This is a genomic window from Gemmatimonadota bacterium, from assembly GCA_009838845.1.
Lineage (GTDB): Bacteria > Latescibacterota > UBA2968 > UBA2968 > UBA2968 > VXRD01.
In genome coordinates this window covers 1-21,095 of record VXRD01000107.1, presented here as the reverse complement: position 1 = coordinate 21,095, position 21,095 = coordinate 1, and the positions used below count along the sequence as shown (strand labels likewise).

Sequence of the window (21,095 nt, the reverse complement as noted above, 5' to 3'; positions counted from 1 at the left end):
TTGATTCGTTGATTCGTTGATTCGTTGATTCGTTGATTCGTTGATTCGCGCTTTTCTTCCCCTGCCCTGTCGAAAAAAATTGACTTTTGGAAATTTCAGGTTCATTTATGTTTGTGTTAAAAAATATTCATCTGTTTCAAAAGGAGAAGCCTTATGGATGCGCGCGAGCGGTATTTCTGGGATTTGACGGGATACCTCGTCGTGAAAGGCGTGTTGTCAAAGGATGAGGTTGCACGGGCGAATGATATTGTGGATCGCTATTGGGACCGGGTTGAGGTCGGCGCTTCAACGGCGAGGGAGTCGGTTGCTTTTGCAGGTACAGGGCGTCCTATGTTGCCCGGTATTCTGGAATTTCCAAAGCCCGATTGCGACCCTTTTCGGGAGATGCTGGCACATCCGGTGCTGGTGAAGTATCTCAATGTGATGTGCGATAAAGGATTTCGGCTGGATCACGGTCCGATGTTTATTGTGAGTAATAAGGGTACGGCAGGCCATACGATGCATGGAAATGGCGAGCCGCATCGGCCGTATGTTGCGTATCACCATCAGAATGGCAAGCCGTGGGTTGGTGGTGTGACTGTGGCGTGGCAGTTGCACGATTGCGAGGAGGGTATGGGGGGATTTGCCTGTGTGCCGTCGAGCCATAAGTCGATGTTTCCGATGCCCAAAGGTGTGAGTACAGGAGATGACGATATGGGCTTGATCAAGCAGCCGGTGGTGGAGGCTGGCGATGTTGTCTTTTTTATGGATAGTGCACAATCACACGGTGCAACGCCGTGGAAGTTGGATTCGACGCGGCGGTCCATTTTGTTCAAATACACAGCGCGCACCTGTGCGCGGGGCGGTCCTTCGCAAGCGGTGTCTCCGCCGGAGATTTATTGGGATCGAGAGATAGTCGAGGATATGACGCCCGAGCAGTTGTCGGTTATGTATGGTCCTTATTCCAATCACAGGGGCCGCGTGCCATCTCTGGAGGTCGGGGAAGATGGGCGTGTGAAAATAGAGGCGTAAGAAAAGGAGAGGCTTTATGAATGCGCGCGAGCGGTATTTCTGGGATTTGACGGGATACCTTGTCGTGAAAGGCGTGTTGTCAAAGGAGGAGGTTGCGCGGGCGAATGATATTGTGGATCGCTATTGGGACCGGGTTGAGGTTGGGGATTCAAAGGCGAGGAAGTCAGTTGCTTTTGCCGGTACGGGGCGTCCTATGTTGCCCGGTATTCTGGAATTTCCAAAGCCAGATTGCGATCCTTTTCGGGAGATGCTGGCACATCCGGTGCTGGTGAAGTATCTCAATGTGATGTGTGGCACGGGTTTTCGGCTGGATCACGGTCCGATGTTTATTGTGAGTAACAAGGGTACGTCGGGTCATACGATGCACGGGAATGGCGAGCCTCATCGGCCACATGTCGCGTATCACCATCAGAATGGCAAGCCGTGGGTTGGCGGTGTGACTGTGGCGTGGCAGTTGCACGATTGCAAAGAGGGGATGGGGGGATTTGCCTGTGTGCCTTCCAGTCATAAGGCGATGTTTCCCACGCCAAAAGGCGTGCATACGGGAGATGACGATATGGGTTTGATCAAGCAGCCCGTGGTGGAAGCCGGCGATGTCATCTTTTTTATGGATAGCGCGCAGGCACACGGTGCAACACCGTGGAAGCTGGATACGACGCGGCGGTCCATTTTGTTCAAATACACAGCGCGCACCTGTGTCCGCAGCGGTCTTGCACGGGAGGTGTCGCCGCCAGAGATTTATTGGGATCGAGAAATTGTCGAGGATATGACGCCCGAGCAGTTGTCGGTTATGTATGGTCCTTATTCCAATCACCAGGGCCGCGTGCCATTTCTGGAGGTCGGTGATGATGGGGTCGTGCGGGTAGAGGCGTGAGAATTAGGAACTGATGTTACGCAGGTTTGGGTGTTTGTCATGCTGAGCGGAGTGAAACGGAGCCGAAGCATCTGTTCCACCTGCGTCAGTAATAGATTTTTCGACTCCGCTACGCTCCGCTCAAAATGACAGGTTCATTATATTGTGCAGTTGCGTGACATCTGTTCATAATTAATAGGAGAGTTTTACCATGGGTAACAATCTTTATACAGTGAGTGAAGAGGAGAAGTACTTTTTTGACCTGCGCGGTTATCTGGTCGTGCGGGGTGCTCTGTCTGCGGATGAGGTCAAGGTGTGTAATGATGCGATTGATCACTACGGGGATGAGATCAGGACGCGGTCTATTGAAGATGGCGGCCTGGCGCGGGGTTCGTCCGTGCTTACGGGGAAAGAGGGACGACGCGAGCTTACGGGTATGTTGGGCTGGCCCGAACCCTATCGCGAGCCGTTTCGGAAGTTGCTGGTTCATCCGGTTGTGGTGAGTCGTTTGAATGAGTTTAGCGGTAAGGGTTTTCGGCTGGATCACGGTCCGCTGTTGATTAGCGCGCACAAGGGCGCAGAGGGTCATACACTGCACGGTGGTGGCGAGCCGTTTAGCCAGTCGGTGTGGTATCACCAGCAGAATGGAAAGATTTTCTGTCGGGGTATTACTGTGGCGTGGCAATTGACGGATGTGAATGAGGGCGATGGTGGTTTTGCCTGTGTGCCAGGGAGCCATAAGACTGCGGAGCCGACACCTGCTGAGGTGCGTTCTGTAGAGGACGATATGGGGCTGGTTTATCAACCGGTGATGAAGGCGGGCGATGTGCTCTTTTTTGCGGAGACGATGACGCATGGTACGCTGCCGTGGTGCAGCGATGGGGAGCGGCGTTCCGTGCTTTATAAGTACGCTTCTCGCGCAGCGGCTCGCGCTGTGGGTAAGTATTTTACGCCCGAGGATCGCTATGGGGATTGGGTCAGTGAGTTGACACCAGAACAACAGGCGGTTTTGTACGGTCCGGGGGTTCACGGCCAGCTGCCTCTGCTGGAGTCCGATGGCGAAACAACGCGGGTTGTGTAGAAGTTATCAGCAGTCAGCGGTCAGCAGTCAGGAAATCAGAGGTTTTAGAGCCGTCATTGCGGCAGGGTTCAAGCCGCAATCCAGAGGGTGTGGATGGGTGGGGTGCTGAAAGCTGATGGCTGAAAGCTGATCGCTCACAAGGAGCAAACGATGGATGCCAGAGAGCGATACTACTGGGATGTGACGGGACATCTGGTGGTGCGCGATGTTCTGTCGCAGGAAGAATTGGATGCGGTGAACAATGTGTTGGATTATGTCATTGGCACTGGTATTGTTCACCAGAGTGAGGATAATCACGGGGCAGCAGATTCTACGTTTTTGCGGGGGACGGGTTCGCGCTGGGCACACGGTACCAGTTTGCTGGAGTTGCCCCGGCCGTATTGCGATTCTGTTCGCAATTTGCTGGCTCATCCGGTTGTTGTGAAGTATTTGAATGTGATGTGTGGGAAGGGTTTCAGGCTGGATCACGGTCCCCAGTTTAACAATGCGGTGAAGGGTACGGCGGGTCTGGTCATGCACGGCGCGGGGGAGCCGCATCGGGAGTACGTGGCTTATCACCACCAGAATGGCGAGATGTATTGCGGCGGGGTGACTGTGACGTGGAATTTGACGGATTGTCCAGCGGGTAAGGGGGGATTTGCTTCGGTGCCCGGGTCACATAAGTCGAAGTTTCGGATGCCGATTGGGGTTCGCAATTGCGATGAGGATATGGGTGCGGTTGCCAATCCGGGGATTCGAGCCGGCGATGTGCTGTTTTTTATGGATGGGGCGCAATCCCACGGTACGCATCCGTGGCAAAATGATCACGACCGCCGGTCTATTCTTTTTAAGTACGCTTCCCGCACAGCGACGCGACAGGGTCCGTCGAATGCGGTTTGTCATCCCGAGATATTTTGGGATCGGGATATTGTAGATGGGATGTCGATGGAGGAACGCGCGGTGATGTACGGGCCGTGTTCTGCACCGCCGAGCGATGAGATGTTTCTGGTGGTTGAAGATGATGGTGCGGTTCGGCTGGAGAATACGCGGGCGCAACAGGCTGCGGATTGAGTAGGGGCGGTGCCCCCGTATAAAGTCACTACGGGGCAGGCTCCCGTTTGTCATCGCGGCATGATTAAAGCAGAGGCTCCTGGAGATGCGATCTTCAGGAGCCTTTTATTTTTACTCCGCATATTGATTGGCGAAGATGATAAAGTCGGTAAAGTTGATGTGTCCATCTCCGTTGAGGTCAAAGTGTCGCTGATAGCTGGTGTCGCCCCGGTTCAGGCCAAAGTTCTGGACGAATAAGAGGAAGTCGGCAAAGTCCCGTTGTCCATTGCCATTGAAGTCTATGCTTATTTCGCCGCCCCTACCAACGGTGAGGGCGATGTTTTCGTCGCCTAATTGGTAGGGTATGTATTCCATGACCGCCAGGAGCATTTCATCGGTGGTTTTGTCGCCCCATGTCAAGTTGCGGGGGGGATAATTGGGGTTGAGTGGGTTGTTTGTGGTGTTGTCGTAGGTGGTGATGGCGTGGATTTGGGATCCCGCAGCTATTTTTTGATATTGGGTGAAGGTGTAATTGCCCTGCCAGTTAAAATCCCAGTCCTGGATACGGATGAGGTTGGTGCGGTTGCCCTGTGGGTCCGTGGCATAGATTTCCCAGGATTTGCCCAATAAGTGCATGTGGGGATAGATGGACAGGAGGCTGATGTCCCGATTGATGAAGAGTGTTGTGCGAAATGTTTTGATTTGATCTTTCGGGATGACAAAGAGGTCGTCGATTTTGATTTTTTCTACGGGGGTGCCGCCGTGTCGCTCCTCCCCGAGCAGGACTCTGAATATTCTGCTCAGTGTTTTACCGTCGGTGGTGAGCGGTGCAAAGCTGATAAAGCCCACTTCTCTTTCGATGGGTTCTTTTTTGAAGAATATGTTAATGCTGGATTGATCGGATTCTGCAAGGGGCCAGGGTGCGTAGTGTACCTGGATCAGTAAGTCGGAGTTTTTGGGCAGTATGTGTCCAACGCCTTTGGGATATATCGGGGGTTTTGCGCCGGGTGTATATCCGGGGAGGACAACAGCGGTTGGCGCGCCGAATGCACCAAAGGATTCGTAACCGTATTCTTCCGGGGTTTCGAGGTCTCTTTGGCGGGCAGTGCCCGTGATGTCTGCGCCGATGAGGGCGTGGTGAACGATTCTGCTGTTGCCGGGTCGAAATTCAACGGCTTCGACTTCCCGGTCTTCTGTGAGGTGGGTTGGGATGACAAAGACCTGGTACTGGTCCTCGTTGTCGCCGCGGATTGTAAAGGGTTCTGCCATGGTGAGTACGAGGTCGGGGGTGCCGAGTACAGAGCCTGTTGGAAATTCCGGCATGGGTGCTTCAAGGGCGATATCGCCCTGGGGAAAGCCGGCGTTGACCCAATTTGAGATGGTGTTGATTTCTGTTTTGGTGAGTGTTCTCGCGCCGATGTGCTGGCTGTAGTTGTAATCGGGTTTCCACGGGGGCATGTACTGGGTTTCTGTGACGTATTTGATCATGTCTGCATAAGCAGCGATTTCGCTGTAATTTGTGAGGGGCATAGGCCCTATTTCACCGTTTCGATGACACGATGTGCAGTTGTTGTATATGATGGACGAGACGTGTTCGCTAAAGGTGGGGGTTTTCGCGCGCGGCGAGGCAACGGCGAGGAGGATCGCGAGTATGGAGAGGGTAAGTGGTCGCATGGCTTTATTCCTTTGTATTTTGCCATGAGGTTATGATGCAGCCAATGGCCCGGGTCTGGCGAAATGCCGGGGGTTTTTCGTCCTTTAGAGAATTCAGTACATCTGTGAGGTCGTGTTCGGTGACGATGCGGCGTCTTTTGCCCAGGCTCGCAAAGGTGTTGTCAATGCGCCCTCGATAGATGGCGGTGTGCGATGTGTCGGCAACGACGACTTCTGGCGTGATGGTTGCCCCGAGTCGGTTCACCCATGTGTGGGTGGTGTCCCCGATGCAGGTGAATGGCAAGGCGTATTTTTCTTTGAACGCGGCAATTGTGGCTGGCGTGGAGAGTCGATTGGGGAATACGCCGATGAATTCGAGTTTTTCAGAGGCGTATTCTGCGTGCAATTTTTTGAGTGTTAAGGTGTAATGCCGCGAGACCGGACAGGTTTCTCCCATAAAGATATAAATTTTATACGGCGCACACAACCCCGATCCGGATGAGAGGAGGAGGGCGACCGCAATACAGAAGATTTTAGTTGTTATCTTATGCATCAATAATCCTATGAATAGTGCTGTCATCGCGGCAGGATTAAAGCCGCGATCCAGTGATTTTGGTTGTTATTAGTCCAGTAATTTCCCTCCGCCAAACATGGTGGCGATGTCGCGCTGGATGTCCGCCGGGGTGAGGGGCCAGCCCGCAGCGCGAAGCGATTCGTATTTGTCGATGAAGACGGGAGCGATGACGCCGATGGAGTGGGTCCATTTGTAGAGGAGTTGGTCCAGGATGCGGGCGTCGGAGTGCTGGGGTACAAAGCTGGTGCCGAGGAGTTCGAGGCGTTCGGCTGTGATTTCCCGGATGATGCTGGGGTTGTTCAAGAACCACCAGCAGCCAAAGGGGTGTACGTTGGGGAATTTGCGGCCCGTGACGCAGAGTTCGTGCTGGTTTTCGCGCGAGAGGAGTGTGATGAGGAAGTTGACGTCGGGCCAGTCGCGTGCGATGCGTTCGAGGTTGGCGATGTCCCATTTGCCCAGGCTGTCGCCGCCGTCTTTGAGGGTTGGGTTGACCTGTCGGGTGACGCCGATCATCATTGCCGAGGGGATTTGCAGTTCCCGGGCTGTGGGATATACGACGTTGCCCATCATTTGGGAGATGCTGTCTTCAGAGGGGTAGGCAAAGTCCGGGGGGAGCGATATGGCCATGTATCGGGCGTTCATTTTTTGTGCCCAGTCGGTGAGGTAGCGACGCAGTTCCGAGAAGGTTTTGTCGGTTAGGTGGTCTTCGACGTCGTATCCCAGGGCGCGGAGTTTGCCGGCGGGGGCGGGCCAGTTCATGAGCGCGCTGTCCAGGCGCAGGACAGCCCTGAAGCGCGAGTCGATGTCTATGCCCTGTTGCCACATGGGTCCTTCGGTGTCGTCGAGGGGGTCGTTGGTCATATAGACGCAGGCGACGCCGGCGCTTTCAAAGACCATGTCGGTGTATTCTTCAGGTGTTTTTGAGTTGTGGAATGCGCGAAATTCGGACAGGTCTTTTGCGCGGGGGTTCAGTCCCAGGCGGTTCATGACGGTGACGATGCCGAGTTGGGCTTCGGATATTGGGGAGCTGTTGCCGACGAAGAGTTGTTGCCAGATGATGTCGGCCTGTTCTGTGGTGGGCATGTTGTTGAATGTGTCAACTGCGATGCCTTCGGGCAACATGCGCGAGCATTCGGCTTTGAGATAGTGATAGGTCAATAGTTCGTCGGGTCCCGCCAGGTAGAGTTCGCCCATGGAGGCGGGGTAGAGGTGGGTGTGTATATCGACGATGGCGTGGTTTTGAAATGCGTTGTGTACGGCTTCTGCGATTGAAAAATCGGACATCATAGTTCTCCCTTTATAAGCGGTCAGCTATCAGCAGTCATGGGTTTTAGAGCCGTCATTGCGGCATGCTTAAAGCCGCAATCCAGAAGGTTTTGCCCCCTGCTCAAAACCCTGCAGGGGCAGGCTTTCATCGGTGTTCATCCGTGTTCATCGGTGGTTGCTTTTTATTCGCATTTATAGTTTCAGATAAAAGCCTTCAACTAATTCTAAAAATTCGCGCCAGCTTTTGATTTCGACATGGGGGTCGGGTCCATCGAGTGGGGCGTCCAAACGGTTGTACCATACGGCGCCCATGCCGGCGTTGTGCGCGGCTGCGATATCGTATTGTGGTGAGTTGCCCACATACCATACGTCTGCGGGTTTGAATCCGAGTTTGGCGGCGGCGGTTTCCAACAAGAGGGGATGGGGTTTGCGTACCCAGTAGTCGGCGCTGGACATGAGAAAGCGGAAGTAGTCCGCGATTCCCTGTTGTTCGATTTCCCATATCAATGTGTTGCCGCAAAATGCGGCGTTGCTGACGATGCCCATTGGTATGTTTTTGTTTCGCAATATTTCGAGGACGTATTCTACGCCCGGTTCGGGCTGCCACGATGTTGCCGCACGCCAGAATACGCGTTCGACTTCTTCAGGTGTGCGGTCAAAGGTGATGTGCAGGGCTTCATAGACGTGGCGCTGGATGATGTGGGGATGAAATTCTACTTGTGCTTTTTCCCTGCGGGGTATGAGGTCGCGGTTGAGTCTTTTTATTTGGTTGTCAATGTCTGCGACTGTGTAACCCAATGGGTTGTTGGCGATGTTAAGTGTGGCCGCATGCCCGGCTTCTGGGTCGAATTTGAGGTATGTCAAGAGGGTGTCGCCCAGATCAAATAAGATGCCGAGCGGTTTCCGCAAGGTGAGCCGTTCTTCGAGCAGGGGTTGTGGTTCTTCAAGGATTTCTTCCTCGATGATCTGCTCTTCTTCGGTTTCTTCACCGCGTGTGGTCTCAGGTGTGCGTTCACGCATGTTTTTTGGGTTTTGTCGTTCCATGTTTGTATGTCCATTTCACTGTGTTTCCAAATTATATGGTTTGAATGAGAATGAAGCAAGAAAGAATATTACGTTGGTAGGGGCGAGGGATGCCTCGTCCGTCATCGCGGCATGGCTAAAGCCGCGATCCAGAATGTAGGGGCGACCCCCTGTGGTCGCCCGCCAAAAATGATATGGCTTTTCAGGGTGTAAGGAATTATCATAACTTGCGATGTGACATAGCTACTATTGACAAGGAGTACGACAATGGTTCCAGATCTCGATGTTTATTTGTTTGATTTGCGCGGGTACTTGCATTTGGAGGGGGCGCTGACGGATGATGAGGTTCAGGTGTTGAACGATTGTTTGGATGAGATTCCCGCGTTGAAGCCGGGAGAGTGGTACGGGTATGTTCAAGGCCATTCGTATGGCGATGTGACGTCGGGGATCAATTATCAGCAGATTTACGAGGCGGGCGAGCCGTTTGAAGATCTGATTGATCATCCGTCGTGGTTCGAGCATGTGAAGCTTTTTATCGGTGCGGAGGGGACGTTTGATCACCATCACGGTCCGATGTTTATCGATGAGTGTTTGGCAAATTTTCGCGAGCCGGGCGAGGCGATTGGCTTGCATTCGGGTGGGTTTCCGCCGATTGCGAGGAATCAGTTCCGGTATCACGGGGGGCGGTTTATGTGCGGGCAGGTGAATGTGCTGATGGCGCTGACGGATATCGGTCCGGGCGATGGCGGGACGATGTTGATTCCGGGGAGCCACAAGGCGAATTTCAGGCATCCGTACTACGATGAGCAGAGGATGGGAGAGGACAGGTCTGTGGATGGGACGGTGGGCGCGGTTGAGGTGTTTATGAAGGCGGGCGATGCGCTCGTTTTTGTGGATGGGATTTCACACGGGTCGGCAAAGCGGATGAATGCGGGGACGCGGCGCATTGTGGTGTATCGATACGGGCCTTCGTGGGGGAATTTCCGGCACGGGTACCAGCCTTCGCCAGAGTTGCTGGAACGCCTCACGCCTCAACGCCGCCGTATTGTGCAACCGCAAGTGCCGCTCCCGCGAGAGCCGCAGGTGAAGAGGGGTGAAGATGGCAACGACTAAAACAGATAGCGCAACCAATTATGAAGCGGAATTATGGCAGATGGCCGATGCACTGCGTGGCAGTATGGATGCAGCAGAGTACAAGCATGTTGTGCTTGGTCTGATTTTTCTAAAATATATTTCCGATGCTTTTCCAGCAGTTCACGGATTGTAGGGGCGATCCGTGAACTGGTCTGGACTGCGACCAGTTGTACACCGCCCGTGGTCGCCCGCATTTGTCAAATTAATAGGGGTTTGATAATACATGCGAATCAATACCGATTATCTTACGCGCTGCATCCAGACCCTGGAGGTAGCTTTCGAGCAGTTGCAAAAGTGTCAAGAGGACGATATTACCTACGACATCTTCCGTGCCGCTTGCGTCAAGGAATTTGAGTTGGTTTTGGAGCAGAGTGGTAGCCTGTTGAAGAAACGCCTCCGCCCTTTCTTCGCGAGCAATCGGGAGGCGGACCGTCTCACTTTCAAGAATTTGTTCCGCCATGCCGCAAAGCACGGGCTGATCTCGATTGAGAGTTGCGAGCGTTGGCTGGCGTATAGGGACAACCGCAATGAAACAGCGCACCAATACGGCGAGGGCTTCGCCGAGGCGACGCTTGAGTTGCTTCCTCAGTTCATTGCCGACGCCAAAGAATTGACTATCGTAATAGGGGAGGACACTGATGACTGATCGTCTGGATCTGCCCAGCCGCTATCGAGACCAAATCGAGGTATTGCTGCGCGAGCATGTGCCCGGTGTGGAGGTGTGGGCTTATGGCTCCCGCGTCAATGGCGAGAGTCACGATGCCAGCGATCTGGACCTGGTGCTCAGAGGCCCGGATTTGGAGCGGATACCCAGCGGTCAACTGGCTGATCTGACCGAGGCGTTGGAGCAGTCGAATGTGCCTATTCTTGTGCAGATACACGATTGGGCAAGGCTACCAGAGAGCTTTCACAGAGAGATTGAGCAGGCGTATGTGGTGTTGGTGGAGGGTGAGGACAATCAAATATACCCAAAATACTGATCTTAACAATATCTAAAGTTGGTTCAGCACGTCACCCCGAGTTCGTCGCCGCCGAAGATGGCGAGGCGTTCTTTTGAGGTCATTTCCACGGTGCTTTCGGGGCGGTAGTGGTACTGTAGTGCCCTGCGGCGGTGGGCGGATCGGTTGGTTGGGCTGCCGTGATGGGTCATGCCGTGCCAGAAGAGGCATCCGCCGGGGTCGAGTGGGACGGTGACGTTTCTGGGTACGGCGACGTCTGTGTCGCATATTTGCCAGTCGCGCCGCCTGAAATGCGGGATGGGTCCTTCGCGATGGGAGCCGGGGATGATGTGCAAGCATCCGTTTGCTTCTGTTGCGGCATCGATGGCGATCCATACGCCGACGACGGTGGTGCCTAAGGGGTAGTTGAAGTACGCGCAGTCCTGGTGCCAGGGTTTTTCGCGGCCTATGTGCGGGGGTTTGATCAGTCCCATGTCCTGGAAGAGTACGGGTGTGTCGTCCATCATGCGGGAGAGGACGGAGAGGATGTTGGGGTCGTGGGCGAGGTCGTTGAGCCGCGTGTCATGATCGACGAATTTCCAGATTTTACGCACGCTGTCGCGGCGCGCTTTGCCTGTGAGTTCGGAAAATTGTCCGCGTTTGGCGGCTTCGGCCATTATGCCTTTGAAGTCCTGGCTCTTGCCGTCGATGAGGTCCCACATGGCCTGGCCCGCGGATTCGATTTGTTGTGGCGTGAATGCCCGTTGAATGGCGAGGTATCCCTGTTCGTGGAATCGGGCGATTTGACGGTCGTCGATGTCGGCGAGGGTGTCGAGATAGTCGGCCCGTCTGGTCGTTTCGTAGAGGGAGGGGTCGTGTATCGCGATGGGTGTTTCGGCGGTTGCCATGGGAGGCTCCTATGAAGTAGGAAGTGTGAATTTCAGGGATTGTCAATTGCCAAAACTCTGAACAAAAATCAGAAAATCTTCAAGGTCGATGGAACCACTACTGTCTAAGTCTGCTGCCGCGTTAAATGCAGGATCGCCTATTTTTTTTCCAAAACTCTGAACAAAAATCAGAAAGTCCGCAAGATCTACCTTGCCGTTGCCGTCTAAATCTGGATTTGGAACAGTGGTAGATACCCACTCGGGGGCATCTACCATAATGCTGGCATAGATTTCGTCTATTTGCTTTTTAAGCTGGGCAACGATGTCTGGATGTTGGCTTGCGATATTTGTCTGCTGCCCGATATCAATAGATAAATCGTACAGTTCCACCCGACCGATGCCTCCGGCTTTGATTGCAGGGATTGAAGCCTCCGGAAATTGGTTCAGTTTTATATATTGCATGCGCAGCTTCTCCGCCTCCGGGTTGTCAAACCTTCTGTTGATCATCTGAGTCCGATCGATATTTTCCTCGCCCATTATTTCTCCGATCTGCTCCAGTATGGCATTCATAGCATCCCGATTATTTGGCAAGCTAAAGTTGCGAAATCCAATCAGCGTATAATTGCCCTTTCTGAGCGACATAGCGGGCCATCCTTCTGGCCTCAGCCAGAACAGCGGTTTATGGCGTTGGAATTGATTCGCATTTCCAGTTAGCAATGGCGTAAGGTCAGAACCATCCAGATAAACGCCCTCGGGTTTGTCGATACCGAGCAATCCGCAAATCGTCGGTAGTAGATCGACCATGCCAGCAGGTTCATGCGCAACGCGTCCTTGCGTAATCCGACCAGGGGCATAGAAAATACCCGGTACGCGGTGGCCGCCTTCAAAGTTAGAGCCTTTCTGGCCGCGCAAATTGCCGACGCGGTCTGAGCGATAGCTGCCGTTGTCAGATGAGTAAACAATGATCGTGTTTTCCAGCGATTCGATCTGCCGCAGTTTGGATAACAAACGGGCAATTGCCCGGTCGGTATTGTCAACTGTGGCGGTATAAATCGCCGCGGAATCATTCAAGCGGCCGTATTGCGAGACAATTTCGTCTGGCGCGGCAAGCTGAGCATGCGGTTCGTGAAACCATATATTGAGAAAAAAGGGCGCATTGGAATCGCGCTCATTGTCCAACCACGAGATCGCTTCATCGACGACAATCTGGCAGGCATACCCTTCAATTTTGCCGACCCGCTCGCCGTTGCGAATAAAGTTCACGGGATTTCTGTGGCTTGGGTTGGCATTGTTTTCTGTCGCAAACCAGTAGTCGAAGCCGTGCATGTCCGGCGTGGGTTTGTTCTTGCCCCTATACGGCAGACCCAGATGCCATTTGCCAAAGTGCGCTGTGGCATAGTTGTGTTCCTTCAGAACCTCGGCCAGAGTTGTCTCGCGCTCCAGCAAATGCATGTTGTGATGGATGTCGCTAATTGCATTGTAAACACCTGCGCGTATGTGATGCCGCCCGGTCAGTGCCACGGCACGCGAGGGTGAGCAGATCGCACACCCGGCATGAAAGTCCGTGAAGCGCACACCTTTTGCCGCCATCTCGTCCAGCGTTGGCGTCATGGCGGGTCCGCCGTAACAGCCGATGTCCTTCCATCCCAGATCATCGACGAATAGAACCACCACATTGGGCGACATACCCGCGGCACACGTGCGCGAGTTCATTGAGGCCAGTAGGAACCACAGGACAAATGATAAAATAGAGAGCGCAAGTGATCTGATATTTATGGCTAATGTCCCCTGTTCTGAAGTGCTTCGATAAATCCATCGTAAGCCGGTTTGGGCTGCAGGTGGTCATCGAATAAGAGCGGCCATTCGGGACGGCCCTGACTTCGTCCAGCCTGTATGAGCCAGGTGTCCGGGTCCGCTATTCCCCATATCGTGATGCCAAATCGCTGTGCTTCCGGTACCTGGTGGAAAGCTGTCACGATTTCTATGACGCGTTTTTTTTGCAATTCGAGCCGCTCTTGAGTCGGTTCGGACAGGTCGCCATCGGGATTGATGCGGATGTCCAGTTCGGAGATGTGTAGTTTGAGTCCCCGTCGCACGATTTCGTCAATGGTTTCTCGTATTGCCGAGATGTCTGGGGATTTGTAGGAAATATGCATTTGCAAACCGACCCCGTCTATGGGAATGCCGCGTGTCTGGAAATCGTCCAGCATGTTTAGCATGCCAGCGCGTTTGGCGCGGGCCCAGGGCTGCGATGTGCCGTAATCGTTGTAAAATAGCAATACATCGGGGTCTGCTTCACGGGCATACTGAAACAGGCGGGCGATGTAGTCATTCCCCATACGCTGGCTGAACAAGTTGTCGCGCACCTTTCCAGTGCCGTCAATGCCTTCGTTGACTACGTCCCAACTGACGACCCGCCCGCGATACCGCTGCACCACTGTTGTGATGTATTCCTTTATGGCTGCTTCAAAGGCCGCATCGTCCCCCGAGAAGTTTTCCATCCAGGTAGGCACGGCATTGTGCCACAGCAACGTATGACCATGGACCTGCATGTTGTTGGCTTCCGCAAAATCCACGAGCGCGTCTGCTCTGCGCCAGTTATAGGTGCCGGGTCCCGTTGAAATCGGCTTCGGCTTCATTTCCCATCCGCCGGTTATGCTGCTAAACGTCTTTTTGACGATAGACACCCGGGTATCATCGGTCAAATACTTCGTCTGGAGGGACACCCCTACCGGATAATCGGCCAGATCTTTCAGTTCAACAGATTGACCGAAAACCGCGACAAACGCGAGAAAGTCCTGGATATTAACGGTGTTGTCGCCATTAAAATCCATTCTGCTATCAAAACCTTCCTCCGATGAAGTCTTTCCGAAAGCCGCGGCAAATGCGAGAAAGTCTTGAATATCAACCTTCCGATTGCCATCAAAATCTGCGCGTGCCAGGTCGGTTTGTGCATGGGCAAGACTGGTCAGAATAGGTGTTAGTCCCAGTGCGAGATATAAAAGGATTTTTGTGTGTTTTTGCATGATGCCAAATGAGTAGAGGGTGAATACTCGTTCATCGCTATACGAATGAGTTTGTCTTGCCAGTCCATCGGGTTCTGGCTACTTTGGGTGCGGTTAGACCGCTGACCGCATTTTACACATCTTTCCATCATGTGTCAATAATATCGGAGTGCATTATGTCTAAAGCTCAACCCCTACCACTTCCTCAGTATTTTAATCCCGAGACTTTTATGCTATCTCGCTGGGAAGAGGGCAAAATTTATCACGCGCCGCGTCAGGCGGCTGAGTTTGCCAATGATCTTCTGGCGAATGGTACGCGCGAGGATGTCGATTTGGCTGAAAAGGTTCTCGATGCGATGCTGGCATGCCAGGAGACCCGCGAGGGCGATCCCCATTTGGGGAATTTTCTCTGGGAGCGCGAGGACGAGGTGGTGGAAGATTTGAATGCGGTCCAGTTTTGTCTTTTTCAGCTTATTCCACTGATGATTAACTATGGGAATGCGCTTTCTGCAGATTTGCAAGACCGCGTCCGGCAGAGTATTCGCCTGGGGCTGGAAGAGGTTCGCCGGATTGATGTTCATTTTCGCTATACGAATATTGTGGTTAAGGATATTACCAATACGTGTTTGGGCGGGGAGTTGCTTGGGGATGAGGCGTTCAAGAGTCGGGGGTATGAGAAGTTCCGGGCGTGGATGGATTTTACGACTCGAAATGGCTGTGCGTACGAGTTTAATAGTCCGAATTACGCGAATGTGGCGATGCGCGTTTTGCACAGGCTGGGCGAACTGGTCCAGCACGTGCCCACGCGCATTGGTGCCAGGGCGATGTGCGCGCGTATTGGTCTTTCCGCAGCACTGCATATTCATCCGCCTACGGGTCGCTGGGCAGGTCCTTTTAGCCGGGCGTACCGGCACGCGCTTTTTTGCCAGTCGCCGCCGGAGATTGATGATTTTCGCGCATATATTGAGGCGGGTGTTCTTCCCGAGTGGCTGTCCGATGCGGTCGATTATCGGCCGGAGACGTTTTTTCTTTCGGAGACTGCTGATTCGGAAAATGGCGTGGGGATTTCCACGTATCACAGTCCTTCGTTTGCGCTGGGGGTTTCTTCTCAGGAGCTTCGCAGTCAGACGAATCGCTTTATTACCGGGCAGTCGAGTGTTTTTATCGCGCATCACAAGACGGGTACGGATCAGACGGGTATTATTTATTCTCGCTATGTGCTGGACGATCACTGGCTCGGGTCGTTTCGGTCAACGCCCGCGCGGTCCAATGATCAGATTCTTTTTGAGGAGGGTCAGTGTCACAATGTTCAGGATGGTTCCCGGGCGATTGTGCTCTATTCGCCGAAGGATCTGGGCGCAATGGCGCCGCGGAGCAGTGCCAAAGCTGTTGTGTGCTGGCACGATCGCAGTCTGGTTGATGAGATTTGGGTTGGTGATGAGAAGGTGGAGTCCCTTCCGTTCGATGTTCCGGAAGGTGCTACGGTTGGCGTTGCAATCGGTCCCGTTCTTTCCGCGGTCCGTCCGCTTGCGCGTACGGATCTGGGGCGGAATGCGCCTCTTCGTCTGGTGGAGTACGATACGCATCTTTTTTTCGAGCTTTACAATTATCTGGGTCCGTCCAAGACGTTCTGGGAACAGGGACATCCGGGTTCTTTTTATCAGGGCAAACCCCGGTGCGGTTTTTATGCGGAGATGGCTGAGCGTTCGGATTATGCCGATGTGCAATCTTTTGTTCGGGCGGTTGCTGGTGGTGAATTGAAGGATGATGCTGCGCTCCCTGTGACTTATGAAGCGGGGAAGACGCGGCCGTGGTCTGTGGAATATCTCCGGGATGGGGAGCGTCTCGGTATTGAGATCGATTTGCTGGCGTGGGTTCTGCAGAAGCGCTGGACGCAGGAGGGTGTCCTGGGCTGGCCTCCGCTTGAGTCGCCGTTCGCCCGTCAGAGTTGTACGGGTGAAATCTCGGTTGGAGACGCTATGTTGATCTGCGGAAGACAGCCCGCATGGCTTTTTGCATGTTCGGAGACCGAGCGCTATGTGGCTGCTTTTTACGGGGTGGAGCCTGAACCGCTGACGCTTACGGTGCCCGAGGGCGAGGTTCATGTCGAGGCGATGGGGACGGGTATTGTTGTCTGGGATAAGGGGGGTGTTACTATCGAAGCTGTCCAGTGCGCGGGTGTTGAGATTGCGGGTGGGCGTATGGTTTCTTGTATTACAGTGGAGGGCGCGTGAAGATTTTACTGACGGGTTTTGAACCCTGGGCAGAGTGGTCGTCCAATCCATCGGGTGCTGTGGCTGAGTCTCTGGACGGGTCTTCGATTGGTGGATGCGAGGTTGTTTCGGCTGTGTTGCCGGTTGTTCACGGGGCGGATATTGATCGGGTTGCTCCGCTGATTGCAGAGCACGAGCCAGTAGCGGTGGTGTGTTTGGGGTTGCACGGTTCTGCGTCTGCGCTCCATGTCGAGCGCGTTGGGATTAATTTGAAGGTGATAGATGGGGTCGATTATCCCATTGTTGAAGGGGGGCCGGATGCCTATTTTGCAACTGTGCCGACCCGGGCTATGGTTGAGCGGATGGAGGATGCCGGGGTGCCGGCGAGGCTGACGTATTCGGCGGGTACGTTTTTGTGCAATCACATTATGTATTCTGTGTTGCATCTGGTCGCTGAGGATGATCTGCCTGCGGGGTTTATTCACGTGCCGCCTACGCCAGAGCTTGTTACGGAGTTGGGCAGGTCGCAGCCGAGTATGGCGTTGGAGACGATTCGCACAGGTGTGGTTGCCGGGGTTACGGCTGTGGTGGAAAATATAAAGGTCAGGAGGGTGTGATGTCGAAGATCAAAATGGGGATTATTGGTTGCGGCGCGATTGCACAGGTGCAGCATATGCCCAATCTGGGTGTTTTGCACGCGCTTTATGAGGTGACGTGGGTGTGCGATATTTCGCCGGGGTTGGCGCGGTGGCTGGCAGAGGTTTTTGGCGTGCCGAATTATACGACGGATCCGCATGAGTTGTTACAGGCGCAGGATGTGGATGCGGTGATTTTGTGCCATGCCGATCCTAAGACGGAACTGGCGGTGGCGGCTTTTGAGGCGGGTAAGCATGTGTTTATTGAGAAGCCGATGTGCTATTCGCTCGAGGAAGTGGATGCGATATGTGCCGCGAAGGAGCGAGCGGGTACGGTGGGGCAGGTGGGCTATATGAAGGTCTATGATCCGGCGTATGAGTTGGCACGGGAGGAGGTGGGGGATGCGGGCGATGTGCGTTTTGTGCAGGTGAATCATTTGCATCCGAATAATAATTTGCATTTGAAGCAGTTTGAGTTGACCTATTTTGACGATTTGCCGCCCGAAGCGGCAGTTGAGAGAAACAAAGCGCGGCAGGCGGCTTTGAAGCAGGCGGTGGGCGATGTGTCAGATGATGTTGCGCGGGCGTTTTTTACGCTGTCGGGGAGTATGATTCACGATTTGTACGGGTTGCGTCTGATGCTGGGGAATCCGACTAATGTGGTGAGTACCGAGGTGTGGCAAGGCGGGCGGGCGATGACGACGATTTTGCAATATGCATCGGGGGCGCGGTGTGTGGCTACGTGGATCGATTTGCCCGATTTGTGGCATTTTAAGGAGACGCTCGAGGTTCACAAGGACGATAAGCGCGTTATTTTGTCGTATCCCACGGGTTTTGCACGGGGGATTTTGTCAACGCTCGATGTGCTGGAGATTCACGCCAATGGGTCCCACGGTACGCGCAGTCCCGAAATTGATTGGGAGAGTCCGTTTGTGAGAGAGCTTCGGCATTTTTACGCGTGTATTACAGATGGCGAGCCGTGCCGCACACCCGTGGAGGATGCGCGGTATGACATTGGGTTGATTATCGATATTACAAGGGGGTATGTGGATGGGGTGTGAATAAATAAAACACGCCTCGTCGCTTCAGCGCAGGGAGGGCGTCAAAAGTGGCATTTTTCCCATAGCGAAATGAGAGACGAAGACAATACACGCAAATAGCCGGGCTCTTGCGTAGTTGCCAATTCGCCCGCCCTGATCGCACGGTAGATTGCAGATCTGGAGCACCCGATTTTAGATGAGAGGATAGAAACAGACCAGGACCTGAGCTTGGCAATTTTTTCGATTTCTGCTGGCGTAATCCGCGCAACAAATGATCTTCCTAAAACCATAATTTTCTCCTTAATTTTTACTTCGCGAATTTCTTTTTTCAATGGTGCAATACTGGCCGGCCTGTTCTCTCTCGGCACGCACTGGCAAGCATGCGCCCAATGTGCCCGTAAAAACTACTTCGTTTTTATACTTGATCACCCATCCGTCAGCGGACTCGATTTCTGTCTGTTTTGTAGTGGTTGGTTTTTTTTTCACGGGGACAGTGGCGGCAAAACGGTCAACCTCGTCTGGATCAAACCGGTATTCATCCTCTTTGTATCGCCCCGGTTTTCGTGTGTAGGCGATGCGACCGTCCTTCACGGCCCCATACAGCAAGTGTATTTTGACTCCGGCGCGCTCAGCAGCCTCGCGTGTGGTGAGTAGATGGTTCTCATTTTTTCTCAGTTCATTTTTTTGGCGGCAGGGCTTTTCTTTATTCTCATTATGCCCTGCCGCCGCCCCGTGCGGTAATCTCTCCCCTGCAGAGTCCGCAAAGGGATATGGGGTGTGGTTGCATGGCTCTTCTGTCTGGATACGCCCATAGATTGTCCCTATTTTCTCGTCCAGTGTGTGGCGTATGGTGGTCGATAGCTGCTGCCAGTCCTCTGAGGCCAGGATAGCGTCGTTTTCCGGGTCTTCATATATCTCCCCAACCGCCTCTGTGAGAACTGAGAGTGATTCGGTGGTGCGGATAAGGACACGGTTGATCTTCGCCAGAGGCGCGGGATGATCGACAGCTTGTGGGGCTTTTTGTCCGAGTACGGTTTTGGCATTGAATTGCCTGTCTTTTTTTTTGGGGAAATCCTCTTTGAGTTGCTCGTTTTTAGCGTGTTCCTTGCGGTATTTCTCCCGGAGGCTACCTATGGGCGTATCTTTTATCTCGTCTATCGGTCGCCCCAAAAAATGCCCGGTCTCCATCGCTTCATCTACATCCTGTTCGGTGGTATTGGATACAGCCATGAGCATCTTTGTCTTTGACTTGCCTGCGATCCGGCGCAGGAACGCAAGGGCATGTGGCGATTTGGATTCAATGACCCACCGGGCGATTTGCATGCATTCTTGTGCTCGTCGTTTTGGGAATTTCATTTCATTTTTAAGCCATTGGATAAATGCTCCGTGAGGCAGTTCTTTTTTTACCCAAAGCAGTTCTTTTCCGATTTTGAAGATCGCCACATCTATCGTGTCGATGTGGTGCCGGATGAGGCGCGTGCTTCGCTCGAGAGAAAATGGCTTTCCGTCTGTGTAGGGTGTGATATCGAACTGTTCGACCTCAGTCGCATGAGTATCTCGCACATGCTCAAGCGGTCCGTTTTGCATTTTTCCTCCTGTGGGGGATAGATACGCCATCGGAGAGTAACCATCGGCGACCATTGATCACACAATTCACTATGCCTGCGGATTCGAGGGTGATGAGTGCGCGATAGGACTGGTCATGAGTAATGCCAGCGCACTGCGCGATGTCGCGTGTACCGAGCGGGTGATGTTTGCTGCGCTGGAGGGCGCGAATTACTGCGATGGCGTTGAGGATAGAACTATTAAGGTATAGAGATTTAGGCATTTAAGGTACCTTTTGGAGATGGAAAATCATTTGACTATTTGCGAGTTTGGGTATATTTATATCATACCACATGTCTATATGTGTGTTGTTATAGACGGGTGGGGGTTCGTTGGGGAACGGTTGGCCCTCACCCGTTGTCTTGCCTGTTAATTTTCTGAATGAAAATAAAAACAAACAACGAATTTGGCAATAATTTTCAAAAGGAAAATTATTTGGTACATGGAAAATCACGGGTCAAATATTCGCAAGATTCGCAATCGGCGGGGTATTAAATCGTACCAGTTGGCCGAGAAATTGGGCTGGTCTCGTACAAAAATGAGCTTGATTGAGTCGGGAGAACGCCGGTTGTATTTTTTGGATGCAGAACGCATTGCAGAAGCACTGGGCGTCTCGATCAGGGAATTGTCCAGTGGCGTGATGATCTGTGATATGACCTTTGGTGGGAGAATCAGGCAGTTGCGGATTGATAAGGGGTGGTCACAGGATGATGTGGCTGATCGCCTCAGTATCCTGAGTATTCAGCTATCGAAATGGGAACAAGACGAAACAGAACCGTCTGCCACAAATATAGTGCGATTGTCGAGACTATTTGGGGTTTCGGTCCCATTTATTCTGGATGGTGTAGATGATAGAGTAGCAGAGGATGGCACAGACGCGGATGGCAAAGAAGACGACCAGAACTTAGATTTTAACGCCGAAATATATGCGCTCGCCGCAGAGCTGCTCGAAGCCGATAGAAAGCATCCGGGCATGAAAGAGGGCTTTCTTCTGCTTTTGCGAGAAGGTCTTTTAGATACACCCGAAGATCGCGAGGATTTGCTATCTCTCGTTGAGATATTTCAGCGTCGAGCTCGGAGGCGATAACCTCCTTTTGAGGGGTATTTTTCATATGTCTTCTATGTAATTTAATAGTGGGATTAAGAAG

Annotated in this window: 20 protein-coding genes and 1 pseudogene; 12 read left to right on the top strand and 9 right to left on the bottom strand. The window is 53.1% G+C overall.

Features of this window, described 5'->3' with window-relative positions; all coding sequences use genetic code 11:
* Nucleotides 1-153 precede the first annotated feature (153 nt).
* The 4 genes from F4Y39_14090 (at nt 154) to F4Y39_14075 (ending at nt 3,995) form a co-directional block, all read left to right on the top strand.
* The gene (locus tag F4Y39_14090) at nt 154-1,011 is read left to right on the top strand and encodes a phytanoyl-CoA dioxygenase family protein (protein MYC14855.1); all 858 of its coding nucleotides are present in this window, start codon (nt 154-156) and stop codon (nt 1,009-1,011) included.
* A 16-nt stretch (nt 1,012-1,027) separates the two neighbouring features.
* The gene (locus F4Y39_14085) at nt 1,028-1,885 is read left to right on the top strand and encodes a phytanoyl-CoA dioxygenase family protein (GenBank protein MYC14854.1); all 858 of its coding nucleotides are present in this window, start codon (nt 1,028-1,030) and stop codon (nt 1,883-1,885) included.
* Nucleotides 1,886-2,075: 190 nt separating this feature from the next.
* Nucleotides 2,076-2,945 (top strand): phytanoyl-CoA dioxygenase family protein, encoded by an 870-nt coding sequence (locus F4Y39_14080; GenBank protein MYC14853.1) that lies wholly within the window; start codon nt 2,076-2,078, stop codon nt 2,943-2,945.
* A gap of 150 nt (nt 2,946-3,095) precedes the next feature.
* Nucleotides 3,096-3,995 (top strand): phytanoyl-CoA dioxygenase family protein, encoded by a 900-nt coding sequence (locus F4Y39_14075; GenBank protein MYC14852.1) that lies wholly within the window; start codon nt 3,096-3,098, stop codon nt 3,993-3,995.
* A 111-nt stretch (nt 3,996-4,106) separates the two neighbouring features.
* Here the strand turns inward: F4Y39_14075 and F4Y39_14070 are convergent, their stop codons facing one another.
* From F4Y39_14070 to F4Y39_14055, 4 genes are all read right to left on the bottom strand, one after another.
* Nucleotides 4,107-5,648 (bottom strand): hypothetical protein, encoded by a 1,542-nt coding sequence (locus F4Y39_14070; protein ID MYC14851.1) that lies wholly within the window; start codon nt 5,646-5,648, stop codon nt 4,107-4,109.
* 4 nt (nt 5,649-5,652) lie between these two features.
* Entirely contained in the window at nt 5,653-6,207 is a 555-nt protein-coding gene (locus F4Y39_14065; GenBank protein ID MYC14850.1) for a redoxin domain-containing protein, read from the bottom strand.
* A 42-nt stretch (nt 6,208-6,249) separates the two neighbouring features.
* Nucleotides 6,250-7,488: a glucuronate isomerase gene (locus F4Y39_14060; protein ID MYC14849.1), complete on the bottom strand. Its 1,239-nt coding sequence runs from the start codon at nt 7,486-7,488 to the stop codon at nt 6,250-6,252.
* 171 nt (nt 7,489-7,659) lie between these two features.
* Entirely contained in the window at nt 7,660-8,511 is an 852-nt protein-coding gene (locus tag F4Y39_14055; GenBank protein ID MYC14848.1) for an HAD family hydrolase, read from the bottom strand.
* A 246-nt stretch (nt 8,512-8,757) separates the two neighbouring features.
* Between F4Y39_14055 and F4Y39_14050 the strand changes: the two genes are divergently transcribed.
* From F4Y39_14050 to F4Y39_14035, 4 genes and pseudogenes are all read left to right on the top strand, one after another.
* Nucleotides 8,758-9,603: a phytanoyl-CoA dioxygenase family protein gene (locus F4Y39_14050; GenBank protein MYC14847.1), complete on the top strand. Its 846-nt coding sequence runs from the start codon at nt 8,758-8,760 to the stop codon at nt 9,601-9,603.
* A pseudogene (locus tag F4Y39_14045) lies at nt 9,590-9,736 on the top strand (SAM-dependent DNA methyltransferase). The gene F4Y39_14050 and the pseudogene F4Y39_14045 overlap by 14 nt, the downstream one beginning before the upstream one ends.
* Nucleotides 9,737-9,847: 111 nt before the next feature.
* On the top strand, nt 9,848-10,270 hold the full coding sequence (locus tag F4Y39_14040) for a nucleotidyltransferase (protein ID MYC14846.1): 423 nt from the start codon (nt 9,848-9,850) through the stop codon (nt 10,268-10,270).
* Entirely contained in the window at nt 10,263-10,604 is a 342-nt protein-coding gene (locus tag F4Y39_14035) for a nucleotidyltransferase domain-containing protein (GenBank protein MYC14845.1), read from the top strand. Before F4Y39_14040 ends, F4Y39_14035 begins: the two co-directional genes overlap by 8 nt.
* Before the next feature lie 23 nt (nt 10,605-10,627).
* Here F4Y39_14035 and F4Y39_14030 read toward each other — a convergent pair whose 3' ends face one another.
* The 3 genes from F4Y39_14030 to F4Y39_14020 all read right to left on the bottom strand — a co-directional run bounded on the left by F4Y39_14030 (nt 10,628) and on the right by F4Y39_14020 (nt 14,475).
* Complete coding sequence (locus F4Y39_14030) at nt 10,628-11,470, bottom strand: phytanoyl-CoA dioxygenase family protein (protein MYC14844.1); 843 nt, start codon at nt 11,468-11,470, stop codon at nt 10,628-10,630.
* Nucleotides 11,471-11,512: 42 nt separating this feature from the next.
* A complete protein-coding gene (locus tag F4Y39_14025) occupies nt 11,513-13,135 on the bottom strand; it encodes a sulfatase-like hydrolase/transferase (protein MYC14843.1) in 1,623 nt (540 codons plus the stop codon).
* 92 nt (nt 13,136-13,227) lie between these two features.
* Nucleotides 13,228-14,475: a cellulase family glycosylhydrolase gene (locus tag F4Y39_14020; GenBank protein MYC14842.1), complete on the bottom strand. Its 1,248-nt coding sequence runs from the start codon at nt 14,473-14,475 to the stop codon at nt 13,228-13,230.
* A gap of 155 nt (nt 14,476-14,630) precedes the next feature.
* Here F4Y39_14020 and F4Y39_14015 point away from each other — a divergent pair, with 155 nt between their 5' ends.
* From F4Y39_14015 to F4Y39_14005, 3 genes are read left to right on the top strand one after another with little or no spacing between them, the layout of a single operon-like run.
* On the top strand, nt 14,631-16,688 hold the full coding sequence (locus F4Y39_14015) for a hypothetical protein (GenBank protein MYC14841.1): 2,058 nt from the start codon (nt 14,631-14,633) through the stop codon (nt 16,686-16,688).
* Nucleotides 16,664-17,284, top strand: a complete 621-nt coding sequence (locus F4Y39_14010; protein MYC14840.1) for a hypothetical protein — start codon at nt 16,664-16,666, stop codon at nt 17,282-17,284. The genes F4Y39_14015 and F4Y39_14010 overlap by 25 nt, the downstream gene beginning before the upstream one ends.
* Entirely contained in the window at nt 17,284-18,363 is a 1,080-nt protein-coding gene (locus F4Y39_14005; GenBank protein MYC14839.1) for a Gfo/Idh/MocA family oxidoreductase, read from the top strand. The genes F4Y39_14010 and F4Y39_14005 overlap by 1 nt, the downstream gene beginning before the upstream one ends.
* 41 nt (nt 18,364-18,404) lie before the next feature.
* Here F4Y39_14005 and F4Y39_14000 read toward each other — a convergent pair whose 3' ends face one another.
* Both F4Y39_14000 and F4Y39_13995 read right to left on the bottom strand, forming a co-directional pair.
* Nucleotides 18,405-18,632 carry a hypothetical protein gene (locus tag F4Y39_14000; GenBank protein ID MYC14838.1) on the bottom strand — a complete coding sequence of 76 codons (228 nt, stop codon included), beginning with the start codon at nt 18,630-18,632 and terminating at the stop codon, nt 18,405-18,407.
* A 10-nt stretch (nt 18,633-18,642) separates the two neighbouring features.
* Nucleotides 18,643-19,983: a DUF3102 domain-containing protein gene (locus tag F4Y39_13995; protein MYC14837.1), complete on the bottom strand. Its 1,341-nt coding sequence runs from the start codon at nt 19,981-19,983 to the stop codon at nt 18,643-18,645.
* A gap of 406 nt (nt 19,984-20,389) precedes the next feature.
* On the opposite strand from F4Y39_13995, the gene F4Y39_13990 reads away from it, so the two are divergent.
* Nucleotides 20,390-21,034, top strand: a complete 645-nt coding sequence (locus F4Y39_13990; GenBank protein ID MYC14836.1) for a helix-turn-helix transcriptional regulator — start codon at nt 20,390-20,392, stop codon at nt 21,032-21,034.
* Nucleotides 21,035-21,095: the final 61 nt, after the last annotated feature.

Coding starts and splice junctions, on each gene's coding strand:
- F4Y39_14090 (MYC14855.1), top strand. CDS start 154: ATGGATGCGCGCGAGCGGTATTTCTGGGATTTGACGGGATACCTCGTC.
- F4Y39_14085 (MYC14854.1), top strand. CDS start 1,028: ATGAATGCGCGCGAGCGGTATTTCTGGGATTTGACGGGATACCTTGTC.
- F4Y39_14080 (MYC14853.1), top strand. CDS start 2,076: ATGGGTAACAATCTTTATACAGTGAGTGAAGAGGAGAAGTACTTTTTT.
- F4Y39_14075 (MYC14852.1), top strand. CDS start 3,096: ATGGATGCCAGAGAGCGATACTACTGGGATGTGACGGGACATCTGGTG.
- F4Y39_14070 (MYC14851.1), bottom strand. CDS start 5,648: ATGCGACCACTTACCCTCTCCATACTCGCGATCCTCCTCGCCGTTGCC.
- F4Y39_14065 (MYC14850.1), bottom strand. CDS start 6,207: ATGACAGCACTATTCATAGGATTATTGATGCATAAGATAACAACTAAA.
- F4Y39_14060 (MYC14849.1), bottom strand. CDS start 7,488: ATGATGTCCGATTTTTCAATCGCAGAAGCCGTACACAACGCATTTCAA.
- F4Y39_14055 (MYC14848.1), bottom strand. CDS start 8,511: ATGGAACGACAAAACCCAAAAAACATGCGTGAACGCACACCTGAGACC.
- F4Y39_14050 (MYC14847.1), top strand. CDS start 8,758: ATGGTTCCAGATCTCGATGTTTATTTGTTTGATTTGCGCGGGTACTTG.
- F4Y39_14040 (MYC14846.1), top strand. CDS start 9,848: ATGCGAATCAATACCGATTATCTTACGCGCTGCATCCAGACCCTGGAG.
- F4Y39_14035 (MYC14845.1), top strand. CDS start 10,263: ATGACTGATCGTCTGGATCTGCCCAGCCGCTATCGAGACCAAATCGAG.
- F4Y39_14030 (MYC14844.1), bottom strand. CDS start 11,470: ATGGCAACCGCCGAAACACCCATCGCGATACACGACCCCTCCCTCTAC.
- F4Y39_14025 (MYC14843.1), bottom strand. CDS start 13,135: ATGTCGCCCAATGTGGTGGTTCTATTCGTCGATGATCTGGGATGGAAG.
- F4Y39_14020 (MYC14842.1), bottom strand. CDS start 14,475: ATGCAAAAACACACAAAAATCCTTTTATATCTCGCACTGGGACTAACA.
- F4Y39_14015 (MYC14841.1), top strand. CDS start 14,631: ATGTCTAAAGCTCAACCCCTACCACTTCCTCAGTATTTTAATCCCGAG.
- F4Y39_14005 (MYC14839.1), top strand. CDS start 17,284: ATGTCGAAGATCAAAATGGGGATTATTGGTTGCGGCGCGATTGCACAG.
- F4Y39_14000 (MYC14838.1), bottom strand. CDS start 18,632: ATGGTTTTAGGAAGATCATTTGTTGCGCGGATTACGCCAGCAGAAATC.
- F4Y39_13995 (MYC14837.1), bottom strand. CDS start 19,983: ATGGTCGCCGATGGTTACTCTCCGATGGCGTATCTATCCCCCACAGGA.
- F4Y39_13990 (MYC14836.1), top strand. CDS start 20,390: ATGGAAAATCACGGGTCAAATATTCGCAAGATTCGCAATCGGCGGGGT.